We start from the raw sequence: 16,252 nt of genomic DNA, 5'->3' as shown, positions 1-16,252 counted from the left end.
GTCAGTTCCTTCCCCAGGCTCTGTGGATGTCTTGCTCCAGCTCACGCGCGACCGCATTCACGGATTCCATCGCGCGGTCATAGGTATTGCGGTTCATGCTGCCGCGCCCGACCTCGAACAGGGTCTGATGCGTCAGCCCGGCATCCGAGATGGCGGTGGATTTCAGGAAGGTCTCGGTCATCACCCGTTTCCCGAAATTCGCACGCAAAAGCCCGGCGACCTGGGCCTGCGGCCCGTCCGAGGGTTCGAACCGCGACACCAAGTACCGCAGGAAATCGTAATCCAGCGTCATGCCTGCGTCCCGGATCGTATCAAGAAGCGACGCTGCCATGGTCAGAAACTGCGCCAGCGAAGCCACGTCGATGAAATTCGGCACCACCGGGATCAGGATCGACGAGGAGGCCACCAGCGAAGACAGCGTCAGGAAGCCCAGCTGTGGCGGGCAGTCAATGAAGACAAGGTCGTAATTTGCCTCGACCGACTGGATCGCCTCGCGCAGGCGCAGATAAAACGGCGGCTCCGAGCCCTGGCGCAGCGCATAGGGGGTCTCGGTTTCATATTCCGACAGGATCAGCCCGCCTGCCGCGATGTCGAGACCGTGGAAATAGGTCTTGCGAATGACCTCGTCCATCGGCAGCGGGTCGGTGTAGCGGATCGCGTCATAGATCGTGCCCTGATGCGAGAAATCAATCTCGGGGCGCAGGCCGGTCATCGAAGACAATGAGGCCTGGGGGTCCATATCGATCACCAGCACCCGGTAGCCATGCAGCGCGAACCACTGGCTGAGATAGGCCGCGGAAGTCGTCTTGGCCGACCCCCCCTTGAAGGAGACGCAGGACAGGATCTGCACGGGCTCCTGCCCGACCCGGCCGCGCAGGTAAAGCGAAGGGTCCCGGGTGGTGCGCGCCAGCGCGAGGCGGATCAGCCCGAGATCTTCTGCCGTGTAAAGCCTGCGGCCGCGTTCGTCCTGCGCCACATCGGGGATCTTGTCTTCGGCATGCAGCTTGCGCAGATGTCCGGGGGCGAGGCCAAGAAAATCGGCCGCTTCTCCCGAGGAAAAGCTGCGCAGATATTTCCGTGCATCCGGCGCAAAATTGCGCTCCAGATGCTGGCGGATGGAATCGTGCAAGGTTGCTGCATCGCCCTGGAGCTCTGCAAATACACGCTCTGCTGTCATGCAGCCCTCATTTATCCTGTGCGGCACAGTTTTTCTGTGCTCTGCCCCCTGTACAGGGATGCTCGTGATGTCTGTAGCGCAAAAATCCGAAATTCTTGCATTTCTGCGCTACAAAGAGAAATGCGCCAGGAATGGGCGTCACGCAAGAAAATTCTACACCTGGTAGTGCCTTCCCGGGCCCGCTTGTGGATAAAATGCGGCGCCCGGTTGTCATGTGGCCGAAATGTAACGAAAACAGCCCGGTTGGTCATCCCGACCTGTATCAATATCTTGTAGCATTCCCGGCGCCGCTGGCCGCCGGATCAAAGCTGCGATTCGTCAGGCAGGTCAGAACGCTCTCCGCCCGTGATCGGGCCGCCGCTGATGTGTTTGTGAGGGCGTCGGCACGGGGTTGCGCATCTGGTTCCACAAGGCCGGGACAGCCAGGTGTTTATGCCGGTGCCGCAGGTTGAAAAAGCATCTGGTCGCGCCAGCCATGTCTTCATGGGTCACCGCGCCACCTTCTCCCCGGGGGATAGAACCGGCCCTGTCCGGCATGCTTGAAAGACAGGGGTGGAACTGTTATCTTACCTTTGTCTTACATTGGAGCTTTGCTCATGCCCCGGCCCCCCTCTGTGACCACGACCCTTTCGACCAAAGGCCAGATTATCCTGCCCAAGGCCATCCGGCAGCGGCGGGACTGGGAGGTTGGCACCCGGCTCATCGTCGAAGAGACGGCAGAGGGTGTGCTTCTGAAACGCGCGCCCAGCTTTGCCGCAACAAAGCCCGAGGATGTCTTTGCCCTGCTGCCTCATCGCGGCGATCCGAAATCGGTTGAAGAGATGGATGCGGCCGTGCTGGCCGAAGCCCGGCGGCGTCATGATCGCGATTGATACGAATGTGGTGGTGCGCTACCTGACCGGTGATCACCCCGACCAGTCGCCGCGCGCCCGCGCCCTGGTCAATGGCCAGGCAATTTTTGTCGCGGTGACGGTCATCCTGGAAACCGAATGGGTGCTGCGCAGCGCTTACGGCTACAAACCGGCCGAAGTGGCGCGCGCGCTCCGTGCCTTTGGCGGGCTCGCGACCGTGACCATTGAAGATGCGGTGATCGTGGCGGATGCGCTGGACCGGGCCGAACAGGGCATGGATTTCGCCGATGCGCTGCATCTGGGAAAATCGGCGCAATGTGATGGTTTCGTGAGTTTTGACCGAAGGTTCGTCAAACTGGCGCAGGAGGCTGGATTTTTGGACGTGCAAAGCGCCTGACCCGATGGGCGCTGACCACCTCCGGTGATCTGCGGGGCTGGCGCCCGGGGGCAATCTCACGCTTTATGGCAATATGGGTGCGGCGGCGTTGGGGCCAGCGCATCCAGGGTATTGGAGCATGCCTATGACCTTTGACCCCGCCGCAGGTCTCTCTGCGCCCCGCGGCCCGCAGGATTTGGCAAATGACCCGCGCAATCCGGGCATGCCGCTTGAGATTGCGATGTTCGAAGGCCACGCGGTCAATCGCTCTGCCACAGAGCGCCGGGCCGCGTCGCTGGGGGCGCGCCGCACGGTCAAGAAAGAGTATCAGGCGGCCTGGCTGATCAATGCGATCCGCTGCATCGACCTGACGACGCTCGCCGGCGACGATACTGCGGCGCGGGTGCGCCGTCTTTGCGCCAAAGCCCGCCAGCCGCTGGCCGCCCATATCACCGAGGGGCTGGGCATTTCGGATCTCGGGCTTACCACTGGCGCAGTCTGCGTCTATCCGACCATGGTGGGCCATGCGGCAAAGGCGCTGCAGGGCAGCGGGATCCCGGTCGCCTCGGTTGCGACCGGTTTTCCCGCCGGGCTGATGCCGCTCCATTTGCGGCTGGAAGAAATCCGCTATGCGGTGGCCGAGGGTGCCGATGAGATCGACATCGTCATCACCCGCGAATATGTGCTGACCGGTAACTGGGCGGCGCTTTATGACGAGATCGCGGCCATGCGTGCGGCCTGTGGGACGGCGCATCTCAAGGCGATCCTTGCCACGGGAGATCTGCAAACGCTCAGGAATGTCTATGCAGCGTCAATGGTTGCGATGCAGGCGGGTGCGGATTTCATCAAGACCTCGACCGGTAAGGAAGGCGTCAATGCCACTTTGCCCGTCAGCCTCGTGATGGTGCGGGCCCTGCGCGATTATCTCGACGCCACCGGCCACCGCATCGGTTTCAAGCCCGCAGGCGGCATGAAATCGGCGAAAGACGCGCTGAGCTGGCAGATTCTGATGCGGGAAGAAATGGGCCGCGACTGGCTCATGCCGCATCTCTTCCGCCTTGGCGCCTCGTCAATGCTTGGGGATATCGAGCGTCAGCTGGAACATCATGTCACCGGACGCTATTCATCCGCATCGCGCCTCGCATTGGCATGAGGAGGGATAAATGAACAAGATCAAAGAGATCCTGACGACGATGGATTATGGCCCCGCCCCTGAGGACATCAGCGTTCTGCGCGACTGGCTGAAACGCCATGAGGCGGGCTTTGGCCATTTCATCGACGGCCTGTTCACCGCGCCCTCGCAGCTTTTCGAGGTCATGAACCCCGCCACGGGCGAGACCATTGCCCGGGTCTCGCAAGGGGCAGAGGCCGATGTCAGCGCAGCCGTCAAAGCCGCGCGGATGGCGCAAGCGAAATGGGCGGCGCTGCCGGGGCATGAACGGGCGAAACATCTCTACGCGCTTGCCCGCCATGTTCAGCAACATGCCCGCTTTCTCGCGGTGCTGGAAACCATCGACAATGGCAAGCCGATCCGCGAAAGCCGTGACATTGATATCCCGCTGGTGGCACGGCATTTCTACCATCACGCGGGCTGGGCCGAGATCCTCGCCGATGAATTCCCCGGCGCAGGCCCGCAGGGTGTGTGCGGCCAGGTGATCCCGTGGAACTTCCCGCTGCTGATGCTGGCCTGGAAGGTCGCACCAGCCCTCGCGGCCGGGAATACGGTGGTGCTGAAGCCAGCGGAATATACACCGCTGACCGCGCTGGCCTTCGCGGAAATCGCGCGCGAGGCGGGGCTGCCGAAAGGGGTGCTGAACATCGTGACCGGCGATGGCACGACCGGGGCGGCGCTCACCGGCCATCCCGGCATCGACAAGGTCGCCTTCACCGGCTCGACCGCGGTTGGCCGGGTCATCCGCCGCCAGATCGCGGGGTCCGGCAAGGCGCTGACGCTTGAGCTGGGCGGGAAATCCCCCTTCATCGTTTTTGCTGACGCCGATCTGGATGCGGCGGTCGAGGGCGTGGTCGAGTCAATCTGGTTCAACCAGGGCGAGGTCTGCTCTGCGGGCTCGCGCATCCTGGTGGCCGAGGCGGTCTCTGCACGGTTCACCGATCTTCTGAAACGCCGCATGGCCCATCTGCGGGTTGGCGATCCGCTGGACAAATCCACTGATATCGGCGCCATCGTGCATCCGGTGCAGCTGGCGCGGATCACCGATCTGGTCGAAAAGGGCAGGGCGGAAGGGGTCGCGATCCACCAGGGCGAGGCGCCGGCAGGCTGTTTCTACCCGCCGACGCTGGTCACCGGGGTCGAGCCCGCCTCGATCCTTGCCACCGAAGAGATCTTCGGCCCGGTGGTCACCCTGACCCCGTTCCGCACGCCCGAAGATGCCGTGGCGCTGGCCAATAACACCCGCTACGGCCTTGCGGCTTCGGTCTGGTCGGAAAACATCAACCTCGCGCTGGATGTGGCGGGCCGGGTGCGGGCCGGGGTGGTCTGGATCAATTCTGCGAATCTCTTTGATGCCGGCGCCGGTTTCGGCGGCATGCGCGAAAGCGGTTTCGGCCGCGAGGGCGGGCGCGAAGGCATGAGCGCCTATCTGAAACAGCAGGTCCCCAAAGCGAAAAATCCCGAAGAGACCCCGGCAACCCCCGATGCCAGCCCTGCGGAATCCCTGCCGGAAAGCGCCATCGACCGCACGGCCAAGCTCTATATCGGTGGCAAACAGACGCGCCCCGACAGTGGCTATTCCTACCGCGTCGAAGGGCCCAAAGGCACGGTCGGCCTTGCGCCGCTTGGCAGCCGCAAGGACATTCGCAACGCGGTCGAGGCCGCCCATGCCGCGAAATCCTGGGGCGGGCAGACCGGGCATAACCGCGCCCAGGTGCTGTATTACCTGGCCGAGAACCTTTCGGCGCGCGCGGCGGAATTCGAGGACCGGTTGCGCAGTTTCGGACAGACGGCATCGGCGGCAAAAACCGAGGTCGAAACCGCGCTGCGTCGTATTTTCTGGTATGCGGCCCAGGCGGATAAATTCGATGGTGCGGTGCATTCGACCAAATCGGCGCATGTGACACTGGCGATGCACGAGCCGCTCGGCGTGGTCGGGCTGGTCTGTCCGACGGCCCTGCCGCTTCTCGGCCTTGTCTCGCTGGCGCTGCCGGCGGTGGCGATGGGCAATCGGGTCGTGGTGGTGCCGTCGCAGACCCATCCGCTGGCGGCGACCGATCTGTATCAGGTGTTCGAAACCTCGGATCTGCCCGGCGGCGTGATCAATATCGTCTCCGGCGAGCGCGAGGTGCTGGCGAAAACGCTGGCGGAGCATGAAGATGTCGATGGCCTCTGGTATTTCGGCACCGGCGACGGGGCGAGGACGGTCGAGACCGCCTCGGCCGGCAATCTGAAACAGACCTGGTGCGAGGAGGGCGCGGCCCGCAACTGGCTTTCCGCTGAAGGCCAGGGCCGAAGCTTCCTGACCCGCGCCACACAGGTCAAAAACATCTGGGTTCCTTACGGCGAATGATTATCTTTGATTGTGACGGCGTGCTGGTCGACAGCGAGATCCTCTCGAATGCGATTGACGCAGAACTGATGACGGCGGCTGGATGGCCGATCACGGCGGCAGAGATCATCCGCGGCCATATCGGTCAGCCCAAGGCGGTTATCTGGGATCAGATCGCCGCGCTGCGGGGTGCGCCCTGGCCCGAGGGTCTCATTGAGCAGGCCGATGCGCTGCTCCTCGCGCGGATGGAGACCGAATTGCAGCCGGTCGAAGGCATCCGGGCCGCGCTGGAACGCCTGCCGGGGCGTAAGGCGGTGGCCTCGTCTTCGGCACTGCCGAAACTGCGCCGCGCGCTTGAGATCTGCGGGCTGAGCGATTGCTTCGCGCCGCATATCTATTCCGCAAGCCAGGTGGCGCGGGGCAAGCCCTTTCCGGATGTGTTTCTGTTCGCCGCAAGTCAGTGCGGCGTCTCCCCGGCGGATTGCGTGGTGGTCGAGGACAGCGCCGCCGGGGTGAAAGCGGCCCTCGCCGCAGGAATGCGGGTGGCCGGCCTGACCGCCGGACGCCATTCCTGGCCGGGACATGGCGACCAGCTCCTGGCGGCGGGGGCGGCACGCATCTTCACCCGCACATCCGAGCTGACCGAGGCTGCGTTACGGGCGCTCTGACCCGGCGCGCTTTCGGGCCTCCGGCAGCACCCTTACCGAAGCGGCGAAAGCTCCGGACCGCAGTTTACGGGTCGGATCCGGCCCATTGCACATCACTTCACTCACATTGACCCCAGACCCTGGCTAACAGCCGGGGGGTCGCTTTTCGGCTGCTGGCGGGATTTTCAGCACGCGCGGTCAGGAAAATGAAATTGCCTGTGCGGAAAACAAGCTGGAGATTGCGCGTGCCTTGGGAGAGGTATGGCCCGCATCCGTCGGGCCTGTTTGTGTTGCAGGCATGCGATGAATCCTGCGATGCCGGGGAGGGGGAGAAAAGAGATGTCCTTGAGAGAACCGGCACAGGCCGGACGTCACCGCCGTTTCCGGCTGACCCAGGAGGGCGTGGTCTCCCTGATCGCGCTGACGCTGTTTCTGGCTTTCGCCCTGTTTCTGAACAACTTCATGTCCCAGGGCAATCTGCTGACCTTGCTGAAAAACGTGGCGATCCTCGGCACGCTTGCGGTGGGGATGGGGATGATCGTGGTCGGGCGCGGCATCGACCTGACCATGGTTGCGGTCATGGTCGTGGGCGTGGCTTTCGCCATCTGGCTGTCGTCGCAGGGTTTCGGCTTTGGTGAAGCGGTGCTGATCGGCGCGTGTCTGGTGGCGTTTTGCGGGCTGATCACCGGCATTCTGATCGCCATTGCCGAAGTGCCGCCGATTTTTGCCACCCTTGCCATGGCGTCGATTGTCTATGGCGGGGGCCGCGTCGCCTTCAGCTCGGATGTGCTTTATGCACCGGCGGGGATTGGCTGGCTGGTGGCCATCGGCTCGGGCACCTTCCTGGGCGTGCCCTATTCCATTCTGATCCTTGCGGGCATCGCGGCGCTGGTCGCGCTGTTTCTCAGCCTGACGCGGTTTGGCCGCTTCATCTATGCGACCGGCGACAATCCTCATGCGGCGCGCACCATGGGTCTGCCGACCCGGCCGGTGCAGATCAGCCAATATGTGCTGGCCGCGCTGATCGCCTATGCCGCCGGGATCCTGATGACCGGGCTCGTGTCCGGGATCAACACAAGGCTTTATAATTCCACACTGATCTATGACGTGCTGCTGGTCGTGGTGCTGGGCGGGATCAGCCTTTCCGGTGGCCAGGGCGGCGTGCGCAATGTTCTCGTTGGCACCGTACTGGTGGGGATCCTGATCAATGGCATGACGATCATGAATTTCAGCTATACCAGCCAGAACCTGATCAAGAGCGTGATCCTGCTGGCCGCGCTGGCGCTGGATGCGGTGATCAACCCCCGCGATGAGCAGACCTCGCAAAGCGGCGATATCTGAACGTCATGCGGACTAAAGAGAGTTTCAGGGAGGAGACACAATGAAAGTTCTGAAAAATACCGCCTTCGCGGCGCTGGCGGCTTCCGCGCTGCTGGCAGCGGTTCCGGCGCAGGCCGATGATATCGAACAGGTGGGGCGCGCCGCCTATCTGGAAGCCGTGACCGGCAAGAAGGTGATTTTCGTTCCGCTGTCGCAGGGGATGGACCTTAATCAGGCCTGGACCGCCGTCTGGCAGCGCCATGCCGCCCGCTATGGATTCAGCTTCGAGGTGCGTGACCCGAATATGGACACCGCCGCCGGCATCCGCGCGCTGCAGGGTGCGATTGCCGAAAAGCCCGATGTGCTGATCGTGCAGAACCCCGATGTGCAGACCTATGCCCGTGCGCTGAAACAGGCGCAGGATGCCGGGATCAAGATCCTGCAGATCAATATGCAGTCGATCACCCAGACCGACAGCTATGTCGGCAATGACTGGATCGAGATGGGTCGCCTGGAAGCAGGCGAGCTGGCCCGTACCTGCCTCGCCCCCGGCGCGCCTTCGGGCAAGATTGTCTGGCTGGCGGGCGTGCAGACCGGTGCCGCAAATATCTATATGCGTGAAGGTCTCAATCAGATCCTCGCGGAAAATCCCGGCCTTGAGCTGGTCTCGGACCAGCCCGCTGATTACGACAGCGAGAAAGCCCGCCAGATCACCGAGACCGTGCTGCAACAGCATCCCGATCTCTGCGGGATCATGGGCATCTGGGACAATGCCGAAGTCGGTGCCGGTGCCGCCGTTCTGGCCGCAGGCAAGCAGGATCAGGTGACCATCGTGACCAATGGCGCGGGCGCCCATACCGCGTGCGAGAGCATCGAAAAGGGTCTGCTTGACGTTGTTTACAACTTCAACGCGCCGATCCAGGCCGAGATTGCCGCGCAGCAGATCTCGGAATTCCTGCAAAACCCCGACCGCCCGGCGGGTTCGGAAAAAACCGTCTTCTTCGGGCCGATCACCCGGGTCGACAAAAATAATGCCAGCGGCCGTAACTGCTGGAAAATTGACGAGCTGAAGTAAGGACCTGTCTGCAATGAGCCTCAGCGAAAGCCTTGTCCGGTTGCGGTACCGGGTTCTTCCCGATCACGTTCTGGGCGAGCTTCTCACCAAGAAATGGGTGGACAGTGCAATTCCCTTCGCAGCCCTTGTGCTTGTGATTGCGATTTTCGCACCGATCGTGCCGCGCTTCTTCCAGTTCGGGACGATCTCACTTCTTTCCGGCGAGATGGCCGAGCTGGGGCTCGTTGTTCTGGGCCTGACCATCGTAATGATCTCGGGGGGGATCGACCTTTCGGTCGGGTCCACCTTTGCCCTTGCGGTCACCACCGCGCTTTACACCATGAATGTCATGGGGCTGAGCCTGGGTGGAGGGCTGGCCGCCACTCTGGGGGTCGGCGCGGTTTGCGGCGCGATCAACGGCTTTATGGTCGGTATCCTCAGGATGCGGGCCTTTCTGACGACACTGGTGACGCTGATCATCTTCCGCTCGGTGTTCGATATCGTCTTCCCGCAGATCTCGACCGATATCGTGATGAATTACCCGGAGTCCGCGGCCTGGGATTTCCTTGGCATGGGGCATGTTCTGGGCCTGCCGACCCCCTTCTGGGTGCTGGCCGCGATTGCGCTGATCCTGCATATCGTCCTGTCACGTGGCCGTTATGGCTGGCGGCTGCTGGCGGTGGGTGGTGCGCGGCGCTCGGCGCATAATGCCGGGATCAATGTGCGCTGGACGGTGTTTTCCGCCTATGTGATCTGCTCGGTTCTGGTGGCGCTTGGCGGGTTCCATTTTGCGGCGCGGATCGGATCGGCTGCATCCGATATCGGCGCCGGGATGGAGCTTCAGGCCCTGACCGCGACTGTTCTGGGCGGCATTTCGCTGGGCGGCGGGCGTGGATCAGTTGCGAAAGCCCTGATGGGTGCGCTGTTCGTCCTGATCCTGTCGACGTCCTTGCTGGCGCTGGCCATTCCCGGCCCGGTCAATGCGCTGATCCTTGGCCTTGTGCTGGTCACCGCCGTCTTCCTTGACGTTCGCTGGGTGAAGAACCGCCATAAACTGCTGCGCGCGGTCTATATCTCGCCCACGTTCAACAAGCTGCCGCCGGCGATTTCCACGACCGAGGGGCCGCTGGTCCCGAATGACCGGCTGCGCGCGTCAGAGCCGATCGGCCTTGGCATCATGGATGGCGCCGAGGATGCGATTTTCGACCGCGAGGGCAATCTTTACACCGGCTCGCGTCATGGCGATATCATGCGCTGGTTCGGGCCGGATTACACCCGTTACGAGATCTTCGCCCATACCGGCGGCGCGCCGCAGGGCATGGCTTTCGACGCCGAGGGTAACCTTGCGGTCTGTGTCGGTGGCATGGGGCTTTACCAGGTCTCGCCCCAGGGCGAAGTTACGCTTCTGACAGCGGAAACCAATCGCAGCTGGACCTCTATCGCGGATGATTCCGTGATGAAGCTCGCCGATGACTGCGACATCCTTCCCGATGGCCGGATCATCTTTTCCGAGGCCACCGTCCGGTTCGAGATGCATGACTGGTATGCCGATGCGCTGGAAAGCCGCGGCAATGGCCGGCTGATCGTCTATGATCCCAAAACCAAAACCACCCGTACCGTGCTGTCGAACCTGATCTTCCCGAACGGGGTCTGCACCTCTTATGACGGCGAATCCGTGCTGTTTGCCGAAAGCTGGGCCTGCCGGATCAACCGCTATTACTATGCCGGGCCGAAGAAAGGCAGGCTTGAGCGGGTGATCGAGGGTCTTCCGGGCTACCCGGACAATATCAACCGTGCCTCGGATGGCACCTATTGGCTGGCCCTGATGGGGTCGCGCACCCCGGCGCTGGATCTTTCGCTTGAGATGCCGTCTTTCCGCCGCCGTATGGCGCGCCGTGTGTCGCAGGATGCCTGGCTGATGCCGAACCTCAACACCGGCTGCGTGCTGAAATTCAACGAAAAAGGCGAGATTCTGGAAAGCTTCTGGGATCTGGGCGGCACCCGCCATCCGATGATCACCTCGATGCGCGAGCATAGGGGTACGCTCTATCTCTGCGGCATTTTCAACAACCGCATGGGCGCGCTGAAACTGCCTGGGGCGGATCAGGACTGGTGCGGCGTCGACAGCTATTGGGGGAAACCGACATGAGCGCGATCCGCCGCTTTATCGACCGCCGCCTTGGCCGGGGCGAGGCCGCGATCACGGTGCCGGTGCTGGATGGCCCTTTGCTGCCGAATGCGGGTCTCGATGAGGCGGCTGAGGTCGCCTTGCTGACATATGCCGATAATCTCGTCGTGACCGGCAAGGGGCTGGTCGCGTCTTCTGGCCCGCGCGTGATCCGGGTCGAGACCGGCGAAGAGATCGCCGCTTTCGACGCCGATGTTTCGGCGCTGGCTTATGGCAAGGGTATGCTTGCCGTGGGTCTTGACGGCAAGGGCGTGAAGCTGCGCGGCGGCGCCCATGACGGCAAGAGCTTTGCCACGCCGAAGAACCCGAGCGCGCTGGCCTTTCTTGACGCCGACACGCTTCTGGTGACCGAAGGTGCAAGCCAGCGCCGCGCCACAGACTGGCGCCGCGATCTGATGGAACGGGGCCAGTCCGGCGCGCTCTGGCGGCTGAACCTTGCCACGGGCGAGGCGGTCAGGGTGCTGGGCGGTCTGGCCTGGGCCGGGGGCGTTGCCGCGACAGGGTCGCAAAAGGTCTGGGTTTCGGAAAGCTGGCGGCACCGGGTGCTGTCGGTCGATCTTGGCACCGGCAAGGCCGAGCCTGTGCTGGAACATCTGCCCGCCTATCCGGCCCGGATCGCCCCTGCGGTCGAGGCGGGGTTCTGGCTCAGCTTTTTCTCGGTGCGCAATCAGCTGGTCGAATTCATCCTGCGCGAACCGGCCTATTGCAAACGTATGCTGGCCGAGGTGCCGGAGCCGTTCTGGATGGCACCCGCCCTTGCCTCGGGACTGTCCTTTTCCGAACCGATGCAGGGCAGCCAGCTCCGCCGGATGGGGGTGACCAAACCCTTTGCCGAGACCCGGTCTTATGGGCTGGTGCTGCAATGCTCGCCGCAGATGAAACCGCTGCGCAGTTTCCATTCGCGGGCCGATGGCCAGGCGCATGGCTGTGTCTCTGCCGTCGAGCAGGGTGACGATCTTTTTGTAGCCTCGAAAGGCCATGGCAAAATCCTGCGCCTTGATGGCGCCGCCCGGGGGATCTGATGGCGGAGAGTTTGAAGTTGGAAACCGTGGTAGAGCTGCAAAATGCCACCAAAAGCTTCGGCGGCATCGCGGCGTTTCGCGACATGGATTTCACTTTGCGCAAGGGCGAGGTCCATGCGCTTCTGGGGGAAAACGGCGCCGGAAAATCGACGCTGACCAAGGTGATTGCCGGTGTCTACCGGCTGAGCCAGGGCCGCATGGCCCTGGACGGGCGCGAGATCAGCTTCGCCTCGCCGGCAGAGGCGCTGAGAAACGGCGTCGTCATGGTGTTCCAGGAAACCAATCTTGTCCCCGCCATGACCGTCGCGCAGAATATCTATCTGGGCGATGAGAAGATGTTCAACCGCCTGCGCGGTCTGTACATCGAGGCGCGGCAATTCCTTGTCGGCATGGGGTTCCAGGTCGATCCGACCGCCCAGGTCTCGACGCTGGGTGCGGCGCAAAAGCAGATGGTCGAGATTGCCCGCGCCGTGCATCACAATGCGCGCGTCATCATCTTTGACGAGCCGACCGCGACGCTGACGCCCGAGGAAAAACGCCATTTCTTCATGCTGATCGAGCGGCTGAAGGCCAAGGGCGTGGCCATTGTCTTCATCACCCATGCGCTGGAAGAGGCGCTGGAGGTCTCGGACCGCATCACCATCCTGCGTGACGGCCAGCTGGCCGCGACCGGCGCGGCGTCTGACTTCACCCGCGAAAGCATCGTCCAGGCGATGGTCGGGCGAACCCTGTCGGAAAGCCTGCATGGCGGCGTGAAACGCAAGCCCCGGCCTTATGGCGAAAAGGTACTCAGCGTCGAGAACCTGTCTTGTGGTGCGATGGTCCGCAATTCCTCCTTCTCGGTCTTTGGCGGCCAGGTGACGGGGATCTTCGGCCTGGTCGGCGCGGGCCGGTCTGAGATGGCCAAAGTCGTCGCCGGCGTCCTGAAACGCGATTTCATGCATGGCGGCGAAGTGCGGCTGAACGGCAAGCCGGTGCGTTACCGCGTGCCGCGCCCGGCGATGCGCGATGGCATCGTCTATGTCACCGAAGACCGCAAACATGACGGGTTTTTCGAAACCATGACGGCGGGGCAGAACCTTTTGCTGGGGGAATTGTCGAAACAATCGAACCCGCTTTCTGTTGTCTCGCCGCGTCGTGCGCTGGAGCTGGCCAGGGAATGGGGCGAGCGGCTCCGGCTGAAGCAGATCTCGGACCGCGCGCGGATGATCGAACTGTCGGGCGGCAATCAGCAAAAGGTGGTGATCGCCAAATCACTGATCCAGGAGCCGAAGCTGATCATTTTCGATGAACCGACCCGGGGCGTCGATGTCGGCGCGATTGTCGAGATCCACCAGCTGATCCATGATCTTGCGGATCAGGGCCTCGCGGTGGTGGTGATCTCGTCCTATCTTCCTGAAATCATGGCGGTTTCCGACCGTATCCTCGTGGCGAAACGCGGCAAGATCGTCGAAGAGATGATGGCCCTTGACGCGGATGAAGAAAAGATCATGTTCGCGGCCGTTCACTGAGCCGCCCTGGCGCGGGGTGCATCAGCCCCCGCCAGCGGCATATAGGCAGACGGCATCCGGGTCATCGAACCGGCGGCCAGGCTCAGAGACAGGAGTTTGCGGGAAAGGCTGACAGCAGCCCGCCCCGGGGCTACGATCTTGTCACAGGGGGCCCGTCATGGCTGCAAGCAATATCAATCTCAAATTGCTGCAGACCTTTCTGCTGGCTGCCGAACATGGCAGTTTTCGCCGCGCGGCAGAGGAAAGCAACCGCTCGCCCTCGGCCGTGTCGATGCAGATCCGCGATCTTGAGGCGCAGGTGGGGATGAGCCTCTTCATCCGCACGCCGCAACGCGCCAATCTGACCTCGGAAGGGCGGGTGCTCTATGAGCAGGTCAGCCATGCGATGGCCGAGGTGCAGGCCGGGCTGGCGCGCCTGTCCGAGGTCGCGGCGCAGCGGCGTGGCCATGTGCGGATTGCCTGTGCGCCCACCCTCGCCTCGACCCGGCTCGGGCGCATCCTTGCGACCTTCAAGCTGCGTTATCCGCGCAGCCTGGTGGATCTGAAGGAAACGCCGCCCAATGCCGCGCTTGCACTTTTGCAGGAGCAGGAGGTTGAACTTTATATCGGGCCGGAAGTGCCCGGGCTCAGCGATTTCCAGTTCGAGCCGATCCTCGAAGACCATCTCGTCGCCTGTATCCCCGCCGATTTCGACGAAGGCGCGCAGCGTTTCACGCTGTCAGAGGTGGCGCGTTTCCCGCTGATCCTGCTCGACCGCCAGACCGCGATCCGGGCGCAGATCGACCGGCTGGCGGCAGATCAGGACATCTCGCTGAACCTGCAATATGAGGTGCAGAACGCCTATACCGCGATTGCGCTGGCCTCGGCCGGGCTTGGCGTGGCGCTGGTGCCGGAGATTGCGGTGCCGATGATGCCGACGGCCGAATTCCGCGTGGTGCGGATCTCGGATCCCGGCTCGACCCGCGCGGTGGGCATCCTGACCGCGAAGGGCTATGTCCAGCACAGCTATTCTGAACAGCTGATCGAGCTGATCCGGACCGAACTGGGCCGAACCTAGTCGGTATTGATCCAGATCGCCTTGGTCTCAAGATATTCACCCAGATGTTCCAGCCCGCCCTCGCGGCCATAGCCCGACATTTTCATGCCGCCAAAGGGCACGGCGGGGTCGATCGCGTGATACATATTCACCCAGACTGATCCGGCACGGATGCGGCGCGACAGTTTATGCGCCGTACCCAGATGCGTGGTGAAAATCCCCGCTGCGAGGCCATAGGGCGTGGCATTGGCGCGCTGCACCACCTCGTCCAGCGTGTCAAAGGGCATGGCGGAAATCACCGGGCCAAAGATCTCTTCGCGGGCGATGGTCATCTCATCGGTGACGGCACCAAAGACGGTCGGTGCGATGAAATTGCCGCCCTCAAGCCCGGGCAGATCCAGTCTTGTGCCGCCGGTATAGGTCTTTGCGCCCTCTTGCAGGCCGGTGGTCAGGAAGCCTTCGATCCGCTGGCTTTGCCGGGCCGAGATGATCGGGCCGATCTCGGTTTCCGGGGCGATCCCATCCCCGATCCTCAGTTTCGCGGCATAATCCGCGACGCGGGTGACGAAATCGTCATGGATCTCGCGCGCGACAAACAGGCGCGATCCGGCGATGCAGATCTGGCCGGAATTGGCAAAGACCGCCATCGCCGCCACGGGGACCGCCTTGTCGATATCCGCGTCGCGGCAGATGATGACCGGTGATTTGCCGCCCAGTTCCAGCGAGACATGTTTCAGCGTGCCGGTGGCGGCGCGGGCAATGGCCTGACCGGTGGCGGTCGATCCGGTAAAGACGATCTTGTCGACATCGGGATGCACCGCCAGCGCCGCGCCGGCATCCGCTCCGGTGCCTGTCACCACATTCAGCACGCCTTCGGGCAGACCAGCCTCGGCCATCAGCCGTGCGATCATCAGCACCGTCAGCGAAGCTTCCTCGGACGGTTTCAGCACCACCGTGCAGCCGGTCGCCAGCGCCGGGGCGATCTTCCAGACCGATCCCGCAATCGGCGCGTTCCAGGGGATGATCGCGCCGACCACGCCGATCGGTTCCCTGACTGTCTGCGACAGGATCTCGCCCGGGAAGGAATTCGGGATGGTCTGGCCATGGATCGCAACCGCCTGGCCCGCGTAAAAGCGCAGCATCCCCAATACACGCCGCGCATTGCCCAGGGTGCGGGCAATCGGCATCCCCATATCCAGCGTGTCGGAAAGGCACAGATCCTCCCATTCCGCCTCGAACCGTTCGGCAATGCGCAACAGCAGCGCCTGACGTTCAAAGGGGGTGAATTTCGACCAGGGCCCTTCAAAGGCACGCCGCGCGGCCCGGACGGCAGCGTCGATATCGGCTGCACCGCCCTTCGGTACGGTTGCGAGCAGGGCGCCGGTGGCGGGATTGCGCGCCTCCATCACCTCGCCCGAGACGGCGCTGACCCATTGGCCATTGATGAACATCGGGCGGAAGCCGCCATCGTAAAGCGCGGTTGCGCGGCTGGTCCAGTCGGTCATGTTATCCCCTCCGGTCGGTCAGATCACCGGATCTCTGCGGCACAAAATACCCGGCGCAGAGC

13 protein-coding genes are annotated in these 16,252 nt (G+C 63.0%); 11 read left to right on the top strand and 2 right to left on the bottom strand.

The genetic code is table 11. The annotated features are described in order from the left end of the window. Nucleotide 1 precedes the first annotated feature (1 nt). Nucleotides 2–1,177, bottom strand: a complete 1,176-nt coding sequence (gene repA / locus JC607_RS20590) for a plasmid partitioning protein RepA (RefSeq protein WP_198838700.1) — start codon at nucleotides 1,175–1,177, stop codon at nucleotides 2–4. A gap of 596 nt (nucleotides 1,178–1,773) precedes the next feature. Between repA and JC607_RS20585 the strand changes: the two genes are divergently transcribed. The 11 genes from JC607_RS20585 to JC607_RS20535 all read left to right on the top strand — a co-directional run bounded on the left by JC607_RS20585 (nucleotide 1,774) and on the right by JC607_RS20535 (nucleotide 14,706). Beyond that, on the top strand, nucleotides 1,774–2,049 hold the full coding sequence (locus tag JC607_RS20585; RefSeq protein ID WP_198838699.1) for an AbrB/MazE/SpoVT family DNA-binding domain-containing protein: 276 nt from the start codon (nucleotides 1,774–1,776) through the stop codon (nucleotides 2,047–2,049). Next, nucleotides 2,036–2,425, top strand: a complete 390-nt coding sequence (locus tag JC607_RS20580; protein WP_198838698.1) for a type II toxin-antitoxin system VapC family toxin — start codon at nucleotides 2,036–2,038, stop codon at nucleotides 2,423–2,425. Before JC607_RS20585 ends, JC607_RS20580 begins: the two co-directional genes overlap by 14 nt. Nucleotides 2,426–2,627: 202 nt before the next feature. After that, complete coding sequence (deoC, locus tag JC607_RS20575; RefSeq protein WP_233093055.1) at nucleotides 2,628–3,557, top strand: deoxyribose-phosphate aldolase; 930 nt, start codon at nucleotides 2,628–2,630, stop codon at nucleotides 3,555–3,557. A gap of 10 nt (nucleotides 3,558–3,567) precedes the next feature. Next, entirely contained in the window at nucleotides 3,568–5,928 is a 2,361-nt protein-coding gene (locus tag JC607_RS20570) for an aldehyde dehydrogenase family protein (protein WP_198838696.1), read from the top strand. Further along, entirely contained in the window at nucleotides 5,925–6,575 is a 651-nt protein-coding gene (locus tag JC607_RS20565) for an HAD family phosphatase (RefSeq protein ID WP_198838695.1), read from the top strand. Before JC607_RS20570 ends, JC607_RS20565 begins: the two co-directional genes overlap by 4 nt. Nucleotides 6,576–6,893: 318 nt before the next feature. Further along, a complete protein-coding gene (locus JC607_RS20560) occupies nucleotides 6,894–7,895 on the top strand; it encodes an ABC transporter permease (protein ID WP_198838694.1) in 1,002 nt (333 codons plus the stop codon). 40 nt (nucleotides 7,896–7,935) lie between these two features. Then, nucleotides 7,936–8,949, top strand: a complete 1,014-nt coding sequence (locus JC607_RS20555; RefSeq protein ID WP_198838693.1) for a sugar ABC transporter substrate-binding protein — start codon at nucleotides 7,936–7,938, stop codon at nucleotides 8,947–8,949. A 13-nt stretch (nucleotides 8,950–8,962) separates the two neighbouring features. Further along, nucleotides 8,963–11,077 carry an SMP-30/gluconolactonase/LRE family protein gene (locus JC607_RS20550; protein ID WP_198838692.1) on the top strand — a complete coding sequence of 705 codons (2,115 nt, stop codon included), beginning with the start codon at nucleotides 8,963–8,965 and terminating at the stop codon, nucleotides 11,075–11,077. Next, the gene (locus tag JC607_RS20545) at nucleotides 11,074–12,138 is read left to right on the top strand and encodes a hypothetical protein (protein WP_198838691.1); all 1,065 of its coding nucleotides are present in this window, start codon (nucleotides 11,074–11,076) and stop codon (nucleotides 12,136–12,138) included. Before JC607_RS20550 ends, JC607_RS20545 begins: the two co-directional genes overlap by 4 nt. Continuing rightward, nucleotides 12,138–13,649, top strand: a complete 1,512-nt coding sequence (locus tag JC607_RS20540; RefSeq protein WP_233093051.1) for a sugar ABC transporter ATP-binding protein — start codon at nucleotides 12,138–12,140, stop codon at nucleotides 13,647–13,649. Before JC607_RS20545 ends, JC607_RS20540 begins: the two co-directional genes overlap by 1 nt. Before the next feature lie 157 nt (nucleotides 13,650–13,806). Beyond that, on the top strand, nucleotides 13,807–14,706 hold the full coding sequence (locus JC607_RS20535; RefSeq protein WP_198838690.1) for a LysR family transcriptional regulator: 900 nt from the start codon (nucleotides 13,807–13,809) through the stop codon (nucleotides 14,704–14,706). Here the strand turns inward: JC607_RS20535 and JC607_RS20530 are convergent. Beyond that, nucleotides 14,703–16,190: an aldehyde dehydrogenase gene (locus JC607_RS20530; RefSeq protein WP_198838689.1), complete on the bottom strand. Its 1,488-nt coding sequence runs from the start codon at nucleotides 16,188–16,190 to the stop codon at nucleotides 14,703–14,705. The two genes, JC607_RS20535 and JC607_RS20530, sit on opposite strands and share 4 nt — an antisense overlap. Nucleotides 16,191–16,252: the final 62 nt, after the last annotated feature.

Origin of the sequence: Paracoccus sp. IB05, assembly GCF_016405985.1 — a bacterium.
In the GTDB taxonomy this organism is placed as follows: Bacteria; Pseudomonadota; Alphaproteobacteria; order Rhodobacterales; family Rhodobacteraceae; genus Pseudogemmobacter.
Note: the sequence above shows the minus strand (reverse complement) of the source record. Positions and strands in the feature narration are given on the sequence as shown.